Raw genomic sequence first — 17,407 nt, 5'->3', positions numbered from 1 at the left:
CATGACAGCCTCTGCCTTGTTGTCGGTCCGCGACCTGACGGTCGACTACCCCAGCCGCCATGGCCCGGTCCGTGCCGTCAATGGTGTCAGCTTTTCCGTCGCTCCCGGGTCCGTGCTCGGCGTCGTCGGTGAAAGCGGCTCGGGCAAATCTTCAATCGGCTATGCACTGATGGGGCTTACCGATGCGTCGCGGGCCACGCTTGGCGGCGCGGTCACCTTCGAAGACCGCGACCTGCTTGCCCTGTCGGGCCGTGACTGGCGCAAGCTGCGTGGCGACCGCATCGCCATGGTGTTCCAGGATGCGATGGCGACGCTCAATCCGGTCATGCGGGTTGGCGACCAGATCGCCGAGGTGTTCCGCTTTCATCGTCCTGAAATGTCGCGCCGGGCGATCCGCTCAGCCAGCCTCGACCTGCTCGAACGCGTCGGCATTCAGGAAGCCTCCCGCCGCATCGACGCTTATCCGCATCAATTGTCGGGCGGCATGCGCCAGCGTGTGGTCATCGCGGCGGCGATCGCGCTCAAGCCTGCCTTGCTGATCGCCGACGAGCCGACCACAGCGCTAGATGTCACCGTGCAGGCTCAGATCCTGCGCCTGATGCAGGAACTGAGCAGTGAGCAGGGCACGGCGATGATCCTGATCAGCCACGACCTCGATGTCGTCAGCGACGTCTGCGAGGATGTCGTGGTGATGAAGGACGGCATCATCGTCGAGGCCGGTCCGGTCGACGATGTGCTGACCCGACCCAGACATGCCTATACCCTTCAATTGCTCAACGCGCGGCCGAGCTTCGGCGCCGGTCACATGCAGGGTGAGGTGAGCCATGGCTGATGACGCTTTGCTCGAAGTGCGCGGGCTGGTCCGTCACTTCACCCTGTCAGGCCGGCTGTTCGAAAAGCCGCGCCAGCTGACGGCGGTCAACGACGTCAGCTTTTCCATCGGTCGGGGCGAAGCCTTCGGGCTGGTTGGCGAAAGCGGTTCGGGCAAGTCGACCATCGGCCGCATCATCGCCAGGCTGACCGAACCAAGCGCCGGTTCGGTGAGCTTCGACGGCGGCGATTGGCTCGCTCTGCGCGGCAAGGCGCTGCGCGACAAGCGCCGCGACGTGCAGATGGTGTTCCAGAGCCCCTATGCCTCGCTCGATCCGCGCTGGCGCGTGCGCGACATCCTGGCCGAGCCGCTCAGATCCTACACTGACCTCAAGGCGGCCGCGCTGACGGCACGCGCCGCCGAACTGATGGAGCAGGTTGGCCTCAATCCCGACTGGCTCGAGCGCTTCCCGCACCAGTTCTCCGGCGGCCAGCGCCAGCGCATCGCCATCGCTCGTGCCCTCGCTTCCGGGCCGAAACTGCTGATCGCCGACGAACCGGTCTCGGCACTCGACGTTTCCAGCCAGGCGCAGGTGTTGCAACTGCTGCGCAAGATCTGCACCGAACAGGGGCTGGCGATGCTGTTCATCTCGCATGACCTGTCGGTGGTCGATCATCTTTGCCAGCGCGTCGGCGTGTTGAACCGAGGCGTGCTGGAAGAAGTCGGCCCGACATCAGAGATTTTCCGCACGCCAAAGTCCGACTATACCCGCCGGCTGATCGACGCCGTCCCGGGCAAGAAGCGCCGCGCCGCCGAAAGGGTCGTCCATGCATGACATCGTGATCAAAGGCGGGCGCGTCGTCGACCCCGAGACCGGCCGTGACGAGATTTCAGACATCGCGGTATCGGGCGACAAGATCGCTGCCATCGGCGCCGATCTCGGACCCGCGCGTCAGGTCATCGACGCGTCCGGTTTGATCGTTGCGCCCGGCTTCATCGACCTGCACGCGCATGGCCAGTCCCTGCCGGCCGACCGCATGCAGGCCTTCGATGGCGTGACAACGGCACTCGAATTGGAAGTCGGTGCCTTGCCCGTCGCTGGCTGGTATGAGGCGCAGGCCAACACCGCACGCGTGCTCAACTACGGCACCGCCTCTGCCTGGATCTTCGCCCGCAAGGCGGTGATGATCGGGCTGGAGCTCAAGCCGGGCGAAGCGCCGATATCAGTCATGGGGCGCGGCTTCGACGATCCGCGCTGGTCGACCGATGCCGCCACCGAAGCGCAGGCAAACGAGATCGTCGCGCTCACCCGCCAAGGCATCGAGCAAGGGGCGCTCGGCATCGGTATTCCCGCCGGCTATGCGCCCGGTGCCGGCGCCAAGGAAATGAGCCTGATCTGCGACCTGGCCGCTGGGACCGACACGCCGACCTATACCCACATCGCGCAGATGTCGAACATCGACCCCAAGAGCTCGATCGAGGCCTATGTCACCCTCATCGGGCTGGCCGGCGCGACCGGCGCGCATATGCACATCTGCCACCTCAACTCGACAAGCCTGCAGGATGTCGAGCGCGCCGCTGGGATCATCGCCAGGGCGCAGGCGCAAGGGCTCAGGATCACCACCGAAGCCTATCCTTATGGCACCGGCTCGACCGTCGTCAGCGCCGGCTTCTTTGTCGATCCGGCGTTTTCGGCCCGCACCGGCACCGGCTACGATGCGATCGAGCTTGTCGCCACGCACCGCCGCCTCGACGGCATCGACGACCTCAAGCAAATCAGGCAGGCCGATCCGTCGGCGCTTGTGCTCTGGCACTTCCTCGATACCGAGGACAACCCGCGCCATCGCGCGCTGCTCGACGTCTCGGTGATGTATCCTGGCGGTGCCATCGCTTCCGACGCGATGCCGTGGAGCCAGCCCGATGGTTCGCCTTACGAGGGGCACGAGTGGCCGCTCGGCGCAGACAAGACGGCGCACCCGCGCTCGTCGGGAACCTTCACCCGCTTCCTACGCCAATGGGTGCGTGAGCGCGACGCCATCCCGCTCGTCGAGGCGATCGCCAAATGCACGCTGATTCCGGCCCAAATCGTTGAAAGCTGCGCGCCGCTGTTCAAGCGCAAGGGCCGGCTGCAGCCGGGCTGCGATGCCGACATCGTCGTTTTTGACTTCGCAACGATCGCCGACCGCGCCACCTTTGCCGAGATGAACCTGCCGGCTGAAGGCATGCGCCATGTGCTGGTCAACGGTCAGCAGGTCATCCGCGACGGTGTGCTGGATGAGGTCGCGGCCCCCGGCCGCCCGATCAGGCGAGGTGATGCGTGAGCGTCCCGGTCCTCGTCGTCACCGGATTTCTTGGCGCCGGCAAGACGACATTCATCAACCAGCTGCTGGTGCGTTCCGAAGGCCGCCGCATCAGCGCCATCGTCAATGACTTCGGCGCCATCAACATCGACGCCGAGCTGATCGCCGACGCCGCTGACACGGTGGTGGGGTTGAAGAACGGCTGCATCTGCTGTTCGTTGCAAGGCGATCTGCTGCGGACGTTGAAGCTGGTGCTGTCGCAGCCCGTCCGCCCCGACCACATCGTCATCGAGGCATCGGGCGTCGCCGATCCCAGGGGCATCACCGAAACCCTGATGGACCCGATCCTGTGGCACGACATCCGCCTCGATGCGGTTGTTGCCGTCGTCGATGCCGACGAGGTTGCGGCCAACCCCGGCCGCATGCGGGACGATCTCTGGCGCGCCCAGGTCGAGGCTGCCGATTTCATCGCGCTTTCCAAGACCGGGCTGAGCGAAAGCTCGGGCGAGACCCTGCGGGCAGAACTCGTCTGGCTCAACAAGACGCTGGTCTTCGAAACCGACGGCGACGCCATGCCGATCGAAGCATTGCTTGTGACCGACCGGCCTTCGGCCCAATCCGGCCAGACCAAGGTCAGTGCATCGCGCTTCACCTCGATCGAATGGCAGTCGTCGAACCCGGTTTCGCTCGACCGCTTCCAGGCCGGCATGGATCAGCTTGCACCACGGCTCATCCGCGCCAAGGGTATCGTCAACTTCATCGAGCGGCCCGGACAGAGTTTTCTGCTGCAGATGGTCGGCCGCCGCGCCACCTTGCGCCCGTTTCCGAAATTCGAACCCGGCTGCCGCCTTGTCCTGATCGGCGAAGCCAGCGTCATCGACACCGAGACGGCGCATGCCCGGCTCTCCGAAATTTTTACCTCATAACCCGCAACCGGAGTTGTCCCATCATGCGCGTGTTCAGTGCCGTTCTTGCGACCGAGACCAATACGTTCTCGCCCATCCCCACTGGCCTGACGGCCTTCGTTGAGGGTGGCGACTACTATCCCGCCGGCCAGCATCCCGATCACATGACGCTTTATGGCGGCCAGCTGTGGGCGGCGCGCGAACGTGGCCGCCGCGAGGGCTGGACCTTGTTTGAAGGTCTCAGCGCATCGGCAGAGCCGGGCGGAACGACAACCCGTCATGCCTATGAGACGTTGCGCGACCAGTTGCTCGATGACCTCCGCGCCGTCCTGCCCGTCGACATGGTGCTGATGTCGCTGCACGGCGCCATGGTCGCCGAAGGCTATGACGACTGCGAAGGCGACATCCTCGCCCGCATCCGCGAGATCGTCGGCCCTGATACGGTCGTTGGCTGTGAGCTCGACCCGCATTGCCACATGACATCGGAGATGATCGACAGTGTCGACATCTTGCTGACCTACAAGGAATATCCCCACACCGACGTCTATGAATGCGGTGTCCAGCTCGTCGATCTCTGCCATCGCATCGCCACCGGCCAGATCAAGCCGACGGCGGCCCTTGTCGATACCGGCATGGTCACTTTCATCCGCACCACAACCGAGCCCGGCCTGTCGATCATCCGCGGCATTCGCGCCATGGAGCAGAAGGACAAGGTGCTGTCGGTGTCGATCGCGCAAGGCTTCCCCTGGGCCGACGTGCCGGAAATGGGCACGCGCGTCGTTGTCTACACCGACGCCAATCAGGACCTGGCGCAGTCGCTGGCCCAGCGGCTTGCCGGCGACCTCTACGCCATGCGCGCCGAGATCGTGCCGCCGATGCCCGGCGTCGACGAGGCGCTCGACCAGGCGCTTGCTGCCCCCGCCGGAACCGTCGTCATTGCCGATACCGCCGACAATGCCGGCGGCGGTGCCGCCAGCGACTCGACCTTCTTCCTCGCCCGCATGATCGAGCGCGGCATCTCCGACGCCGTCATCGGCCCGCTGTGGGACCCGATCGCCGTGCGCCTGGTCTTCGAAGCGGGCGAGGGCGCCGTGTTGCCGCTGCGTGTCGGCGGCAAGGTCGGCCCGCGCTCGGGCAATCCGGTCGACGTCACCTGCCGCGTCGTGGCGCTGAAGCGCGGCCTCGTCATGACCGGCCTCGGCGGCGTTCCCTCGCCGATGGGCGATTGCGCTTTGGTAGACTGCGGCGGTGTCCAGGTGCTTCTGGCCTCCGAGCGGTCGCAGGCGATCGACACCGACCTGTTCACCGGCATCGGCTGCGACCTCAGCGAGAAAAGGATCGTGGTGGTGAAGTCCACCCAGCACTTCCGCGCGTCCTACGAGAAGATCGCCAGCGCCGTCATCTATGCTGCGACGGAGGGCACCGTCACCTCCAACCTCGCCAGCCTGCCTTACACAAGGATCAAGCTGCCGAAATGGCCGGTTACCGCCTAGGACTGGTGCGCCCGCCAAGACATCGGCGTCGGCTTCAGGATGTGACAGCCGGCGGCCTTGTTGGGCTGTCGGCATCTCTTGGATCAGGCGCTGCTAGGCCCGCTGCAATTTCTCATAGCGTTTGACCAGCCTGTCCCGCTTCAGCTTCGACAGCCGCTGGATCCAGAAGATGCCGTCCAGCTGATCGATCTCGTGCTGGTGGCAGACGGCAAGCAAGCCTTCCGCCTCTTCGGTGTGTTCCGTACCGTCGAGATCCTGATAGGCGATGCGGAGACGTGCATGCCGCCTGATCTCGTCGGTCACGCCCGGCATCGAGACACTGCCTTCGGTATGCATCAGCATCTCCTCCGATGCCCAGGTGATCTCAGGATTGACGTAGGTCCGTGCGCTGTCGCCCCCGTCCAGTTGCAGCACGACCAGCCGCCTGGAGACGCCGATATGCGGCGCGGTGATGCCGATGCCCGGTGCCGCGCGCATCGTGTCGAGCAGATCGGCCGCGAGTTGGTGCAGCTCTTGGTCGAAGACCAAAACAGGTTCGGCGATCAGGCGCAGGCGCGGGTCGGGAAATTTTACGATTGTACGGATCGTCACGTCTGTTCTCCGCCTCGGGCAGCAATCCGCAGGCGCCATAGCGCGAAAGTCACCGCCCTTCCAGCGTCGCGTGCCCGGCCAGCACTGCGCCGGCCTCGTTGCTCAGCCTGTCGATCAAAAGCCGCACGCCAGGCAGCATGCCACGATGGGCGGCGTAGACCAGCGAGATGTCCAGTCCTGGCCCGGCCCATTCAGGCAGCACCGGCACAGCTAGGCCCTCCTCGACCATTTTCCGGCCGATGAATGTTGGCAACCGTCCGATGCCCAGTCCCGCCTCTATCGCTTCGGCGATGGCCCGCACGCTGTTGGCCGATATGCGTGGCTTGAACTCCACTTTTGCCGGTCGCTGGGTCGCATGGTGCAGCAGCCATTGCTGCGTATCTGAGGGCGAAATCTGCTCGCCGATCAGCGGATAGGCATCGAGCGACTTAGGGTTTGACGGGAGGCCGCGCGCCTCGATGAGCGACGGTGCCGTGAACATCGAGGCTTCGGTGCTGCCGATCTTCCTGGCGATCAGCGTCGAGTCCTTGAGCTTGCCGACCCGGATGGCGAGATCGTAGCCCTCGGCGACGAGGTCGACATAACGGTCCGACACGTCGATCTCGCAGCGCAGCTTCGGATTGGCCGCGATGAAGCGCGCCACAAGCCGCCCCAGCCCGGCCTCGACGAGCACCGACGACATCGTCAGCCTGAGCCCGCCCGACGGTTCGGCCACCGCATGCGCCGCTTCGTCGGCGGCGCGTTGCAGCGCATCGATGATCAGCCGTCCGTGGGTGAGAAAGCGCTTGCCCGGCTCGGTCAGCGACGAACGCCGCGTCGTCCTGGCGATCAGCCTGACGCCGAGATGCTCCTCAAGCTCAGCTACCCTTTTGCTGACGGTCGCCAGCGGCACGCCCATCGATCGCGCCGCGGCGGTGAAGCTGCCGGTCTCCGCCACGCGGGTGAAGATCACCACCGCTTCGACCGGCGGCAGCCGCTCGACCGTCGGGCTGTTGGTCCTGCTTCGATTATCTACCATTGTAGATTCTAAATCCAATTTTCAAGAATTATGCCAATTCAAGGGATAATCTATCTTGTCCCCATGAACCAGATGTTTTCAAATTCCTCGCCCAAAGCCGGCACGCCGGCACAATCCGCGACGCTGATGCTTCTCGTCATTTGCGCCGCCCAATTCCTGGTGGTGATCGATGTCGTAGTCCTCATGGTTGCCGGCCCCGCGCTGGCGCAAGCGCTCGGTGCGACCGAACTCGACCTGCAATGGGTCTTCAACGCCTACGCCCTTGCCTTCGGCGGTTTGTTGCTGCTTGCCGGCCGCGCCGGCGACCGCCTCGGCCATCGCCATATCTTTGCCGCCGGCGCGCTGGTCTTCGCGCTCGCCTCGCTCATTGGTGGCCTCAGCACCTCGATGCCGATGCTGATCGCCGCCCGTGCGTTGCAGGGCGTCGGCGCGGCCATGCTCGCCGCCAATTCGCTGGCCTTGCTGACGCTGCACTTCCCCACTGGTCCGGCCCGACTCCGTGCGCTTGGCCTGTTTGCATCCTCCGCCACCGTCGGCGTCGCTTCCGGGACCTTGCTCGGCGGCCTGTTGACCGGCGCCTTCGGCTGGTCATCGGTGCTGCTCATCAACGTGCCGCTCGGTCTCGCCATGGCTTGGTCGACGAAACTCGCGGCCGGCGAAGCCCGCGACGAAGTCGCCCCAGCCACCCGCATGGACTGGGCAGGGGCTGCCACAGCAACCCTCGGCTTCGGCGCACTCACGCTGGCCATCGCCCAGACATCAGCGCCGTCACCCGCCACCCTTGTCTGGTGGGGCGCAGCGGCAGTCCTGCTCATTGTCTTTGTCGTGGTCGAGCGCCGCAGCCCTGCACCGCTGCTCGATCTCAACGTCCTGCGCAACCGCCCGGTGGCCGTCGCCAACGCACTGATCTTTGTCCATTCCGCCGGCCCGCTGACGTCGCTGTTCTTCGGCTCGCTGTATTTCCAGCAGGTACGCGGCCTCCAGCCGCTCGAAACCGGGCTGCTGTTCCTGCCCTTCGCGCTCGCTTCGATCGTCGGCGCCCGTACCGCACCGGTCGCTATGGCCCATATCGCCCCCCGTGGCATCGCTTCCATCGGCTTTGTCCTGATGAGCTTGTCGGCTTTCGCACTGTCCTTCCTGCCGGTCGCTGCGGATAGGCCCTACCTGCTACTCACGACAGCGGCCTTTGCCATCGGCGGTTTCGGTTCGTCGTTTTCCTTCGTCAGCCTGACCGAGGCCGCCACCGCTTCGGCCCGCAAGGGCGAGGCCGGCATGGTCTCCGGTTTGGCCAACACCTCGCTGCAGATGGGCGGCGCTTCGGTCCTGGCCTTGTTGATCACCGTCACCGCCGCGGTGCCGGCTGCAACGGCCGCTACCCACATCACGACCTTCACGACTGCCGCCGTCATCCTGCTTGTCGGCGCCGTCGCTGGTTTCTTCCTCTTTTCCCCTTCGTCGCGCCAAGCCGCTTCGGCTGGCCAGTAACTCACACCTCAGGAGACCAAGATGCGCCTCAACCGCAGAGACCTCGCCGCCATGTCCTTCTCCGCACTCTTCCTTGCCTCCGGTGCCCACGCCGATACGACCTCGTCGACGCTCGAATCGGCCGGTGCCACGTTTGATCCGATGGCGCTGGTCGATCCCGAACTGCGCCCGATCCTCGAACAGATCCCGCCGCTCGATCTCGGCATGGACAATCTCCAGGCGGTTCGCAGCGTCCAGTTTCCGCCGGCGCTGTCGCTGCCGGCGATCCAGCCGCTGGACCGTTTCATCCAGGGCGGCGCCGGCAATCCGCGCCTGCGTGTCGTGGTCATCGACCCTGCGCCGAAGGGCAACAACAAGCCGGCGATCCTGCACATCCATGGCGGCGGTTTGGTCGTCGGCAAACCCGAGGTGGCGATACCTGAACTGCAGCAACTGGCGGCCGAACTTGGCACTTTGGTAGTCTCGGTCGACTACCGCCTGGCGCCCGAGCATCCTTTCCCCGCCGGCCTGAATGACGCCTATGCCGCGCTCGTATGGATGCATGGATCGGCCGAAGAACTCGGCATCGACCCGGCGCGTATCGCGTTGCTCGGCGAAAGTGCCGGCGCCGGTCTTGCCGCCGCAGTGTCGCTCAAGGCGCGTCATGTACTGCCGATCCGTTTCCAGGCGCTGCGTTATCCCATGCTCGACGACCGCACCGCCTTGCACACGCCGCCGGCGCATGTCGGGACCTTCATCTGGAACTGGCAGTCCAACGCCTTCGGCTGGGCTTCGGTGCTCGGGCGCAAGCCTGTGATGGATGCGGCGCCTGAAGGGGCGGTGCCGGCGCGCGCTGAGAGCCTGCACGGACTTCCGCCGACCTGGATCGGTGTCGGCACGCTCGATCTGTTCGCCCAGGAATCGATGGCCTTCGCTGCGCGTCTCGTCGAGGCCGGCGTGCCGGTCGAGATGTCGGTGGTGCCTGGCGCCTATCACGGCTTCGACACGATGGTCCCTGCGGCGCGCATCTCGGTCAACTTCATCGCCAGCTGGAAATCGGCGCTCCGGCGCGTCCTGCAGGCCGACTGACCACCTCAGCCCCCCGGCGGCATCCGCGTCCGCCGGGCCTACTCCCGCCGCTCGATGTCCCGGCGCAGCACGATCAGCGTCGTCAGATCCTGGACGCTTGGATGCGTGGCGATGATGTCGCGCAGCGTGTTCAGCCGGTCGATCGACGGCACTTCGACCTCGACCATCAAATCGAGCTGGCCGGTGACCGACGACACCCGCCGCACCTCCGAATAGCGCGCCAGCTGGTCGAGCACGCCGATCGACGGCGTCGACACCAGCGTCACCAGCAGGAAGGCCGAGACCAGGTTGGTGTCCATCTGGCCGATATCGGCGCGATAGCCGCGGATGACGCCGCTCTTTTCCAGCGCCGCGACACGTTCGCTGGTGGCACTTCGCGACAGCCCGATGCGCCCGGCAAGCGTCTTCAGCGGGATGCGGGCCTCCTTCGACAGGATGCCCAGAATGTCCCTGTCCTTGGCGTCGAGTTCCTTCATCGCCTGGTTCCGATCCGCGCCGTTAAAGTGCCGGTCCATGCAGTCATAGTGCCGGTGCAACCGACGCTTTGCCGGATGCCCGATTTTTCGACCCGTGCCAAGCTCCAATGACAGCAATTCCGGATAGCCCATGACCGACGTGACCCATCCCGCGCCCACATTCTCCTTTGGCGAAGCCGCCGACCTGGCTTCGAGCCGGTTCGGCGTCGGTGGTCGCGTTACAGCCCTCGACAGTGAGCGTGACCAGAACTTCAAGCTGTCGGCCGACGATGGCTCGCAGTGGATCCTCAAGGTCGTCAACGCCAGCGAGCCTGCCTCCGAAAGCGCATTCCAGGTCGCATTGCTCGATCACCTCGCGCGCACCAGCCCCGGCGTCGCCGCACCGCGCCTCAAACCTTGCGCCAACGGCACTGCCCTGGCCGAGGCCACAAATGCCGCCGGCGAGCGTCACGCGCTGCGGCTGGTGTCGTGGCTGCCCGGCCTGCCTCTGGCCGAGGCAGCACGGACCCCGAAGCTGCTTGAAAACCTTGGCCGCGCCCTTGGCCAGCTCGACAGCGCCCTGCAGGGTTTCATCCATCCCGGCGCGTTGCGTTCGTTCGACTGGGACATCCGCCAGGCCGGCGCGGCGCGCCAGCGCCTGCACCATATCCCCGATGTCGCGGATCGTGCGCTTCTGCGTGGCCTGCTCGATCATTTCGACGCCGCTGTCGCACCCCGTCTGGCCGGCTTGCGCGCCCAGGTCATCCACAACGACGCCAATGACTGGAACGTCCTTGTCGATGAGGACAACCACGAGCGCATCGCCGGCATCATCGATTTCGGCGACGCGCTTTATTCACCCGTGATCGCCGAGGTTGCGGTCGCATGCGCCTACTCCATTCTCGATGTCGAGGACCCGATCGGCGCCGCCGCGACCTTGGCTGCCGGCTTCCACGCCGAGTATCCGCTGCGCGAGGAAGAGCTTGACGTCCTGTTCGACCTCATCGCCATGCGCCTGGTCATCTCGGTCACGCTGTCGGCGCAGCGCAAGGAAAAGACCGGCGCAAACCCCTATCTCGCCATCTCCGAGGCGCCGGCCTGGCGGCTGCTGCGTCGCCTCGGCGCGATGAACCGCCGTTTCGCCACCGCCATCTTGCGCCACGCCTGCGGTTTCGACGCGGCACCGGGCGCCCGGGCCATTACCGCCTGGATCGAGGCCAACAGGAAGGGCTTTGCGCCGGTTCTCGAGCGGCATCCGGCGACGCTTGCCAAGGCACTTGTGCCCTACGGCGATCCGGCCCATCCGATGACCGTTACCTCGGCCGGCCAGCAGCCCGACAAGGCCACCGCCTGGTGGGACGCCTGGTGCGCCGAACATGGCATCGCGCTCGGCATCGGCCCATGGGGCGAGGCGCGCACGGTCTACACCTCCGATATCTTCTGGTCGCGTTTCGTCGAAGGCGCCCGGCGTGTGCATCACCTTGGCCTCGACCTGTTCATGCCATCAGGCACCAGGGTTTTCACGCCGCTCGCCGCCACCGTCAAAAGCGTCGAGATCGAGGAGGATCCGCTCGGCTATGGCTGCCTCGTAGCGCTACTGCACGAGCCCGAGGATTGCCCGCCCTTTGTCACGCTGTGGGGCCACATGGCGCATGAGGCGATGGCGCGCTTGCAGCCGGGGCAGAAGATCGAAGCCGGCGAACTCGTTGGCGAAATGGGCGCCCCCCGCCGAAAACGGCGGCTGGGCGCCGCATCTGCATTTCCAGATCTCGGCAGATCCGGAACTCGCCGCCCGCGATATCTTGGGCGTGGGCGAGGCGCGTTACCTCGATGTCTGGCGCGAGCTGTTTCCAGACGCCGCCGGACTCGCCGGCATCCCGCCGGAGACCTTCGTCCAGACCGGCCGGACGCGCCCCGAGATCGTCGCCGCACGCAAGGCGTCGCTGCTGCCCAATTTGTCGATCTCCTATTCCGAGCCGATCAAGTTCGTGCGTGGCGAGGGCGCCTGGCTGATCGACGACCGTGGCCGCGCCTATCTCGACTGTTTCAACAATGTCTGCCATCTCGGCCATGCCCATCCTGACGTCGTCGAAGCCATCGCCCGTCAGGCGGCCAGGCTCAACACCAACACACGCTACCTGCACGACTCCATCGTCACCTATGCCGAGCGGCTGACCGCGACATTGCCCGAGGGCCTGTCGGTTGCCTCCTTCGCTTGCTCCGGCAGCGAGGCCAACAGCCTCGCTCTGCGCATGTCGCGCACCTTGACCGGCAGCGACGACGCGCTGGTGCTCGACTGGGCCTATCACGGCACCACCCAGGAGCTGATCGACCTCAGCCCTTACAAATACAAGCGCAAGGGCGGCAAGGGCCGGCCCGCCCATGTCTTTGAGGCGGCGATCCCCGACAGCTACCGCGCGCCGGCTGACTGGCCCGCCGAGGAGCATGCCAGGCGTTTTGCCGACAGCATCGCCGAGCAGATCGAGACGATGCGCAAGCAAGGCCGCGCGCCGGCCTTCTTCATTGCCGAATCCATCCCCAGCGTCGCCGGCCAGATTTTCCTCCCCGAGGGCTATCTGAAAGAAGTCTACGCCATGGTCCGCGCCGCCGGCGGCTTCTGCATCGCCGACGAGGTGCAGGTCGGCTTCGGCCGCGTCGGCAGCCATTGGTGGGCCTTCGAGACGCAAGGCGTGGTCCCGGACATCGTCACCATGGGCAAGCCCATCGGCAACGGCCACCCGATGTCGGCACTGGTCACCACGCGCGAGATCGCAGACCGCTTCAACAACGGCATGGAGTATTTCAACACCTTCGGCGGCAACCCGGTGTCCTGTGCTGCGGGCCTTGCAGTGCTCGATGTCATCGAGCGCGACCGGCTGCGCGACAACGCCGCCGACATTGGCGCCTACCTCGTCGCCCGATTCAGGGAGATGCAGGCGCGCTACGATGTCATCGGTGACGTCAGGGGGCAGGGCCTGTTCCTCGGCATCGAGCTGGTCAGCGACCGCAAGACCAAGGCTCCGGCCACGGCCTTCGCCCGCAAGGTCAATGACGGAGCCAGGGCGCGCGGCGTTTTGATCGGCACCGAGGGCCCGCATGACAACGTGCTCAAGATGCGTCCGCCAATGATCTTCAGCCGTACCGATGCCGACCATCTGGTCGGCGTGCTTGAGGATACCTTCGCTGCAGCATCGGCCGAAGGCGCGTAGCAGACCCGCGCGACGACCTCGCGCGAGGAACTTGAACGACAGGGGAATTCACCAACTTCCGGCGTCCATGCGCCGGCGGCAGAAAGAGGCTTTGCCTCGAACACCAGGGAGGAAGACATGAGGAAAATCTGCGCCACGGCGCTTCTGCTCGGCTCGGCCGTTATCGCCATGCCTGCGGCGGCCGACACGTTCGACATCGTCAAGCAGCGCGACAAGGTCACATGCGGCGTCAGCCAGGGCGTTGCCGGCTTCTCGGCGCCCGACGATGCCGGCAAGTGGTCCGGCTTCGACATCGATTTCTGTCGCGCGGTCGCGGCCGCCGTGCTCGGCGATCCGGAAAAGGTGAGCTACGTCCCGCTGTCGACCAAGGAGCGCTTCACCGCGCTGCAGTCGGGCGGCGTCGACGTGCTGTCGCGCCAGACCACCTGGACGCTGTCGCGCGATTCCAGCCTCGGCATCCGTTTCGTCGGCACCGCCTATTATGATGGCCAGGGCTTCATGGTGCGCAAGGAGCTCGGCGTCGATAGCGCCCTCAAGCTTGACGGCGCCACCGTCTGCACCGAGCAGGGCACCACCACCGAGCAGAACGTCGCCGACTATTTCAGCGCCCACAAGATGAAATACGAACCTGTCGTCATCGATTCCGCCGACGGCATCATCAAGGCCTTCGACGGCGGCCGCTGCGACGTCTACACCACCGATGCCTCGGCGCTTTACGCGCAACGCCTCAAGCTCACCGATCCCGCTGCCTATATCGTTCTGCCCGAGATCATCTCCAAGGAGCCGCTTGGGCCCGCCGTGCGCCAGGGCGACGACAAGTGGTTCAACATTGTCCGCTGGACGCTGTTCGCGCTGCTCGAGGCCGAAGAGCTCGGCATCACCAAGGACAATGCCGAAGCCGGCCTGACCTCGGAAAACCCGGCCATCAAGCGCTTCCTGGGGGGCCGAAGGCGACAGCGGCCAGCAGCTCGGCCTCGACCCGCGCTGGAGCTACAACATCATCTCCAAGGTCGGCAATTTCGGCGAGATGTTCGAGCGCAATCTCGGCCAGTCGAGCGACCTCAAGATCGACCGCGGCATCAACGCCTTGTGGAACGCCGGCGGCCTGATGTACGCCCCGCCGGTGCGCTGACGCCTTTCTCACCCTGGGGTCGCGCCTTGGTGCGGCCCCGATTATGTTGCGCCGCACGAATCCCCGCTCCTCGTCAGGAGCCCAACTAAGAGTGTGGCCATGAGCATTGCCAATCGCGTCCGGGTCAAGGACGTCAAGGTCCTGTCCGACGACTGGTACCTGTTGAAGAAGACCGTCTTCGACTACCGCCGCAACGATGGCCAATGGCAAAGCCAGAGCCGCGAGACCTATGATCGCGGCAATGGCGCGACCATCTTGCTTTATGATCCCACGCGCCGCACGGTCGTTCTCGTCCGGCAGTTCCGCTATCCGGCCTTTGTCAGCGGCTACGATGATTTTCTCATCGAAACGCCTGCCGGGCTGCTCGACAATGCCAGCCCGGAAGAGCGCATCAGGGCTGAGACCGAGGAGGAGACGGGTTTCCGCGTCCGTGACGTACGCCGCGTCTTCGAAGCTTTCATGAGCCCCGGCGCTGTCACCGAGCGGATCTATTTCTTCGTCGGCCGCTACGAGCCCGGCGACCGCGTTTCATCGGGCGGCGGCCATGTCGGCGAGGGCGAAGACATCGAAGTGATCGAGGTGGATATTGAAGAGGCGCTGGCCATGGTCGCCGACGGCCGCATCTGCGACGCCAAGACCATCATGCTGCTGCAATACGCGGCGCTGCATCTGTTGCGGTGAACCGCAAGGAGAGGTCACGCGCCGGTCGTCGTCATCTCACGCCAAGATTGCCAACGCAAAGGCTTGCAGAGTAGGAAAAAATACTTACGTTTGATCTCGTTTTGTTCTCAAGGTGAGGCGAGTTCAACATATGTCGGCGAGCAAGAAATCGTCTGGCGCAATACATGGTGGCGCCGAGCAGTTGTCGCTTGATCTTGGCCTGCCGCCGCCGCGCCAACGCAGCGACAATCTGTTCTTCTGCTTGCTTGCCGGCCCGGACGATGCGGCCCGCACGACCGCCTTGGCGCGGAGCCTCTGCTTGCAGCATGGCGTGACCGGTCAGCTTCAGGCAGCCAACCGGCTCCATGTCTCGCTGTGCTCGCTTGGCAAGCATGCCGGACTGTCCCCGTGGCTGCTCAATATCGCCACGCGGGCCGGCGGGGCGGTCACGGCGGCACCGTTCGAGTTGACCTTCGACCGGTTCGTCAGCTTCAGGAGTCGCGACCGGCAGCCGCTCGTACTGCTCTGTGACGGCGGCAAAGCCGAACTGATGGCATTGCAGCACCAGCTTGGTGCTGCCCTTGGAGCCGTCGGGCTGAACATTTCCTCGCGCGCCTGCTTCGAACCGCATTGCACCTTGCTCTACGGCCGCAGCTCCGTGCCGGCGACGAGACTCGAACAACCGGTTACCTGGCGCGTGCGCGAATTAGCCCTCGTCCATAGCCTGGTCGGCCAGGGGATTTATCTCCACCCTGGCCGTTGGCCGCTGCTCTGCTGATCTCAGCTCGCTGGCAGTGGCTGGCGGGCGTTGCGCCAGAACTCCTGCGGTTCTTCGAGCAGGTGGGTGAGCCCGACGCGTTCGAAGGCCAGCGTGGCCTGTTCGGCGGCGTCAGCGAGGATGTCGTCGGCGTCGAGATGGTCGGTCTTGCGGTCGCGCATCAGCACTTTGCCGTTGACGATGACGGTGTCGACGTCGGCGGCGTTGGCGAAATGGGCGATGCGCGTCACCGGCATGACGGGCGGGTAGAGATGCGGCTTGCGCATGTCGACAAGCACGATGTCGGCCTTCTTGCCTGGCTCCAGCGAGCCAAGCTCGTTTTGCAGCCCGAGCGCCTTGGCTGCGTCGATTGTCGCCATCTCCAGCGTCTTGCCGGGCGGCAGATAGGCCGGGTCGCGGAAGTGGCGGCGGTGATAGTGCATGCACTGCGCCATGTGGCGGAACATGTCGTAGCCGCGGTCGGGCGCTGCCGCGTCCGAACCGAGGCAGACATTGATGCCGGCCTCGATCAACTCCGGCACCGGGCAGCGGCCATAGACCGACATGATGGCGCTCGGATTGTGGATGATCGACGCGCCCGTCTCCTTCAGCGCAGCAAAATCATCCTCGGTGAGGTCGACGCTGTGACCCAACAGCGCGAATTCACCGAGGACACCAAGATCGCGCGCCAGCGCGATCGAACCGTCGCGATGGCCGTCCTGGGTGAACAGCACATTCTTGCGACGGCGCAGATCCATGACCGCTTCGCCCATCTCGACGACCTGCCGGCGGGCATCGGCATCGGCCATCTGGGCGGCGTAGTAGACCGGCATGACAAGGCACACGCCGGTGCCGCGGCCAAGCACATCGTTCCAGCGGTCGATCAGGAGCTCGCTGACTTCGAGCTGGCGCTCGAACGTGACGGTCACATCGCTAGGCTGTCCGGTCTCTGAGAAGTGGCGATAGCTGCGCGGGAAGGGCGGCCGGCCCGGACCCACCGCCATGAAGGTGCGCAGGCCGGACTCGGCAGTCGCTCCGCTATGGGCATCGCCGAAGGCCGGGTCGTCGGTGCGGTAGATGTCGGCGCCACCGCCGAGCAGCGTCATACCAGTGGTGATGCCGCCGCGCAGCCTTTCGAGCTGGGTCATGCGCGCTTCGGCGCGCCAGAAAGCCGCCGTCGAGCCGCGCGCATAGATCTCCTCGCAGGCCTCGAACCAGGTGTCGACGCCGGCACCGGCATTGCGCACCAGCCCGTGGCCGGCATGCGAGTGGCTGTCGATCAGCCCGGGCAGCGCCACCATGCCGGTGCCGTCGATGATCTCCCTGGCGCCGGTCGGCTCGGCGTCGTGTCCCGTGCCGATGGCGCTGATGCGGTCGCCGGTGACCGCGATCCAGGCGCGGTCGATCACCCGGCGTTCCGGGTCGACGGTAATCGCTGTCACGTTGCGCACGAGTATGTCTGTCATGGGGTCTGCTTTCCAAATGTCTTCAGCGCGTGATCCCGAAGGCGGGAACCGGGGATC

The 17,407-nt window shown here is 65.4% G+C and carries 13 protein-coding genes and 2 pseudogenes; 11 read left to right on the top strand and 4 right to left on the bottom strand.

The window, feature by feature from the left end; genetic code table 11:
* The first annotated feature begins 1 nt into the window (after position 1).
* From ACHMW7_RS23125 to ACHMW7_RS23105, 5 genes are read left to right on the top strand one after another with little or no spacing between them, the layout of a single operon-like run.
* The gene (locus ACHMW7_RS23125) at positions 2-832 is read left to right on the top strand and encodes an ABC transporter ATP-binding protein (RefSeq protein WP_395447781.1); all 831 of its coding nucleotides are present in this window, start codon (positions 2-4) and stop codon (positions 830-832) included.
* Complete coding sequence (locus ACHMW7_RS23120; protein WP_395447780.1) at positions 825-1,646, top strand: ATP-binding cassette domain-containing protein; 822 nt, start codon at positions 825-827, stop codon at positions 1,644-1,646. The genes ACHMW7_RS23125 and ACHMW7_RS23120 overlap by 8 nt, the downstream gene beginning before the upstream one ends.
* Entirely contained in the window at positions 1,639-3,132 is a 1,494-nt protein-coding gene (locus tag ACHMW7_RS23115) for an amidohydrolase family protein (protein WP_395447779.1), read from the top strand. Before ACHMW7_RS23120 ends, ACHMW7_RS23115 begins: the two co-directional genes overlap by 8 nt.
* Positions 3,129-4,037, top strand: a complete 909-nt coding sequence (locus tag ACHMW7_RS23110; RefSeq protein WP_395447778.1) for a CobW family GTP-binding protein — start codon at positions 3,129-3,131, stop codon at positions 4,035-4,037. The genes ACHMW7_RS23115 and ACHMW7_RS23110 overlap by 4 nt, the downstream gene beginning before the upstream one ends.
* A 23-nt stretch (positions 4,038-4,060) precedes the next feature.
* Positions 4,061-5,509: a M81 family metallopeptidase gene (locus ACHMW7_RS23105; RefSeq protein ID WP_395447777.1), complete on the top strand. Its 1,449-nt coding sequence runs from the start codon at positions 4,061-4,063 to the stop codon at positions 5,507-5,509.
* A gap of 93 nt (positions 5,510-5,602) precedes the next feature.
* Here the strand turns inward: ACHMW7_RS23105 and ACHMW7_RS23100 are convergent, their stop codons facing one another.
* Together ACHMW7_RS23100 and ACHMW7_RS23095 are read right to left on the bottom strand one after the other, a co-directional pair.
* Positions 5,603-6,100 carry a peptide deformylase gene (locus ACHMW7_RS23100; RefSeq protein ID WP_395447776.1) on the bottom strand — a complete coding sequence of 166 codons (498 nt, stop codon included), beginning with the start codon at positions 6,098-6,100 and terminating at the stop codon, positions 5,603-5,605.
* A gap of 49 nt (positions 6,101-6,149) precedes the next feature.
* On the bottom strand, positions 6,150-7,118 hold the full coding sequence (locus ACHMW7_RS23095; protein WP_395447775.1) for a LysR substrate-binding domain-containing protein: 969 nt from the start codon (positions 7,116-7,118) through the stop codon (positions 6,150-6,152).
* A gap of 72 nt (positions 7,119-7,190) precedes the next feature.
* Between ACHMW7_RS23095 and ACHMW7_RS23090 the strand changes: the two genes are divergently transcribed.
* Both ACHMW7_RS23090 and ACHMW7_RS23085 read left to right on the top strand, forming a co-directional pair.
* The gene (locus ACHMW7_RS23090; RefSeq protein ID WP_395447774.1) at positions 7,191-8,603 is read left to right on the top strand and encodes an MFS transporter; all 1,413 of its coding nucleotides are present in this window, start codon (positions 7,191-7,193) and stop codon (positions 8,601-8,603) included.
* A 21-nt stretch (positions 8,604-8,624) separates the two neighbouring features.
* Positions 8,625-9,671 (top strand): alpha/beta hydrolase, encoded by a 1,047-nt coding sequence (locus tag ACHMW7_RS23085; protein WP_395447773.1) that lies wholly within the window; start codon positions 8,625-8,627, stop codon positions 9,669-9,671.
* Between the two features lie 38 nt (positions 9,672-9,709).
* On the opposite strand, the gene ACHMW7_RS23080 is transcribed toward ACHMW7_RS23085, so the two are convergent.
* Positions 9,710-10,147 carry an Lrp/AsnC family transcriptional regulator gene (locus ACHMW7_RS23080; RefSeq protein WP_395447772.1) on the bottom strand — a complete coding sequence of 146 codons (438 nt, stop codon included), beginning with the start codon at positions 10,145-10,147 and terminating at the stop codon, positions 9,710-9,712.
* 130 nt (positions 10,148-10,277) lie between these two features.
* Between ACHMW7_RS23080 and ACHMW7_RS23075 the strand changes: the two are divergent.
* The 4 genes and pseudogenes from ACHMW7_RS23075 to ACHMW7_RS23060 all read left to right on the top strand — a co-directional run bounded on the left by ACHMW7_RS23075 (position 10,278) and on the right by ACHMW7_RS23060 (position 15,905).
* Positions 10,278-13,335: pseudogene (locus tag ACHMW7_RS23075) on the top strand (aminotransferase class III-fold pyridoxal phosphate-dependent enzyme).
* Positions 13,336-13,452: 117 nt separating this feature from the next.
* Positions 13,453-14,467 (top strand): annotated as a pseudogene (locus ACHMW7_RS23070) (amino acid ABC transporter substrate-binding protein).
* 99 nt (positions 14,468-14,566) lie between these two features.
* On the top strand, positions 14,567-15,148 hold the full coding sequence (locus tag ACHMW7_RS23065; protein WP_395447771.1) for an NUDIX domain-containing protein: 582 nt from the start codon (positions 14,567-14,569) through the stop codon (positions 15,146-15,148).
* A 181-nt stretch (positions 15,149-15,329) separates the two neighbouring features.
* Positions 15,330-15,905 (top strand): 2'-5' RNA ligase family protein, encoded by a 576-nt coding sequence (locus ACHMW7_RS23060; protein ID WP_395447770.1) that lies wholly within the window; start codon positions 15,330-15,332, stop codon positions 15,903-15,905.
* A gap of 2 nt (positions 15,906-15,907) precedes the next feature.
* Here the strand turns inward: ACHMW7_RS23060 and ACHMW7_RS23055 are convergent, their stop codons facing one another.
* The gene (locus tag ACHMW7_RS23055) at positions 15,908-17,350 is read right to left on the bottom strand and encodes an amidohydrolase family protein (protein WP_395447769.1); all 1,443 of its coding nucleotides are present in this window, start codon (positions 17,348-17,350) and stop codon (positions 15,908-15,910) included.
* Between the last annotated feature and the right edge of the window lie 57 nt (positions 17,351-17,407).

The organism is Aminobacter sp. UC22_36 (genome assembly GCF_044056035.1).
Lineage (GTDB): Bacteria > Pseudomonadota > Alphaproteobacteria > Rhizobiales > Rhizobiaceae > Aminobacter.
Note: the sequence above shows the minus strand (reverse complement) of the source record. Positions and strands in the feature narration are given on the sequence as shown.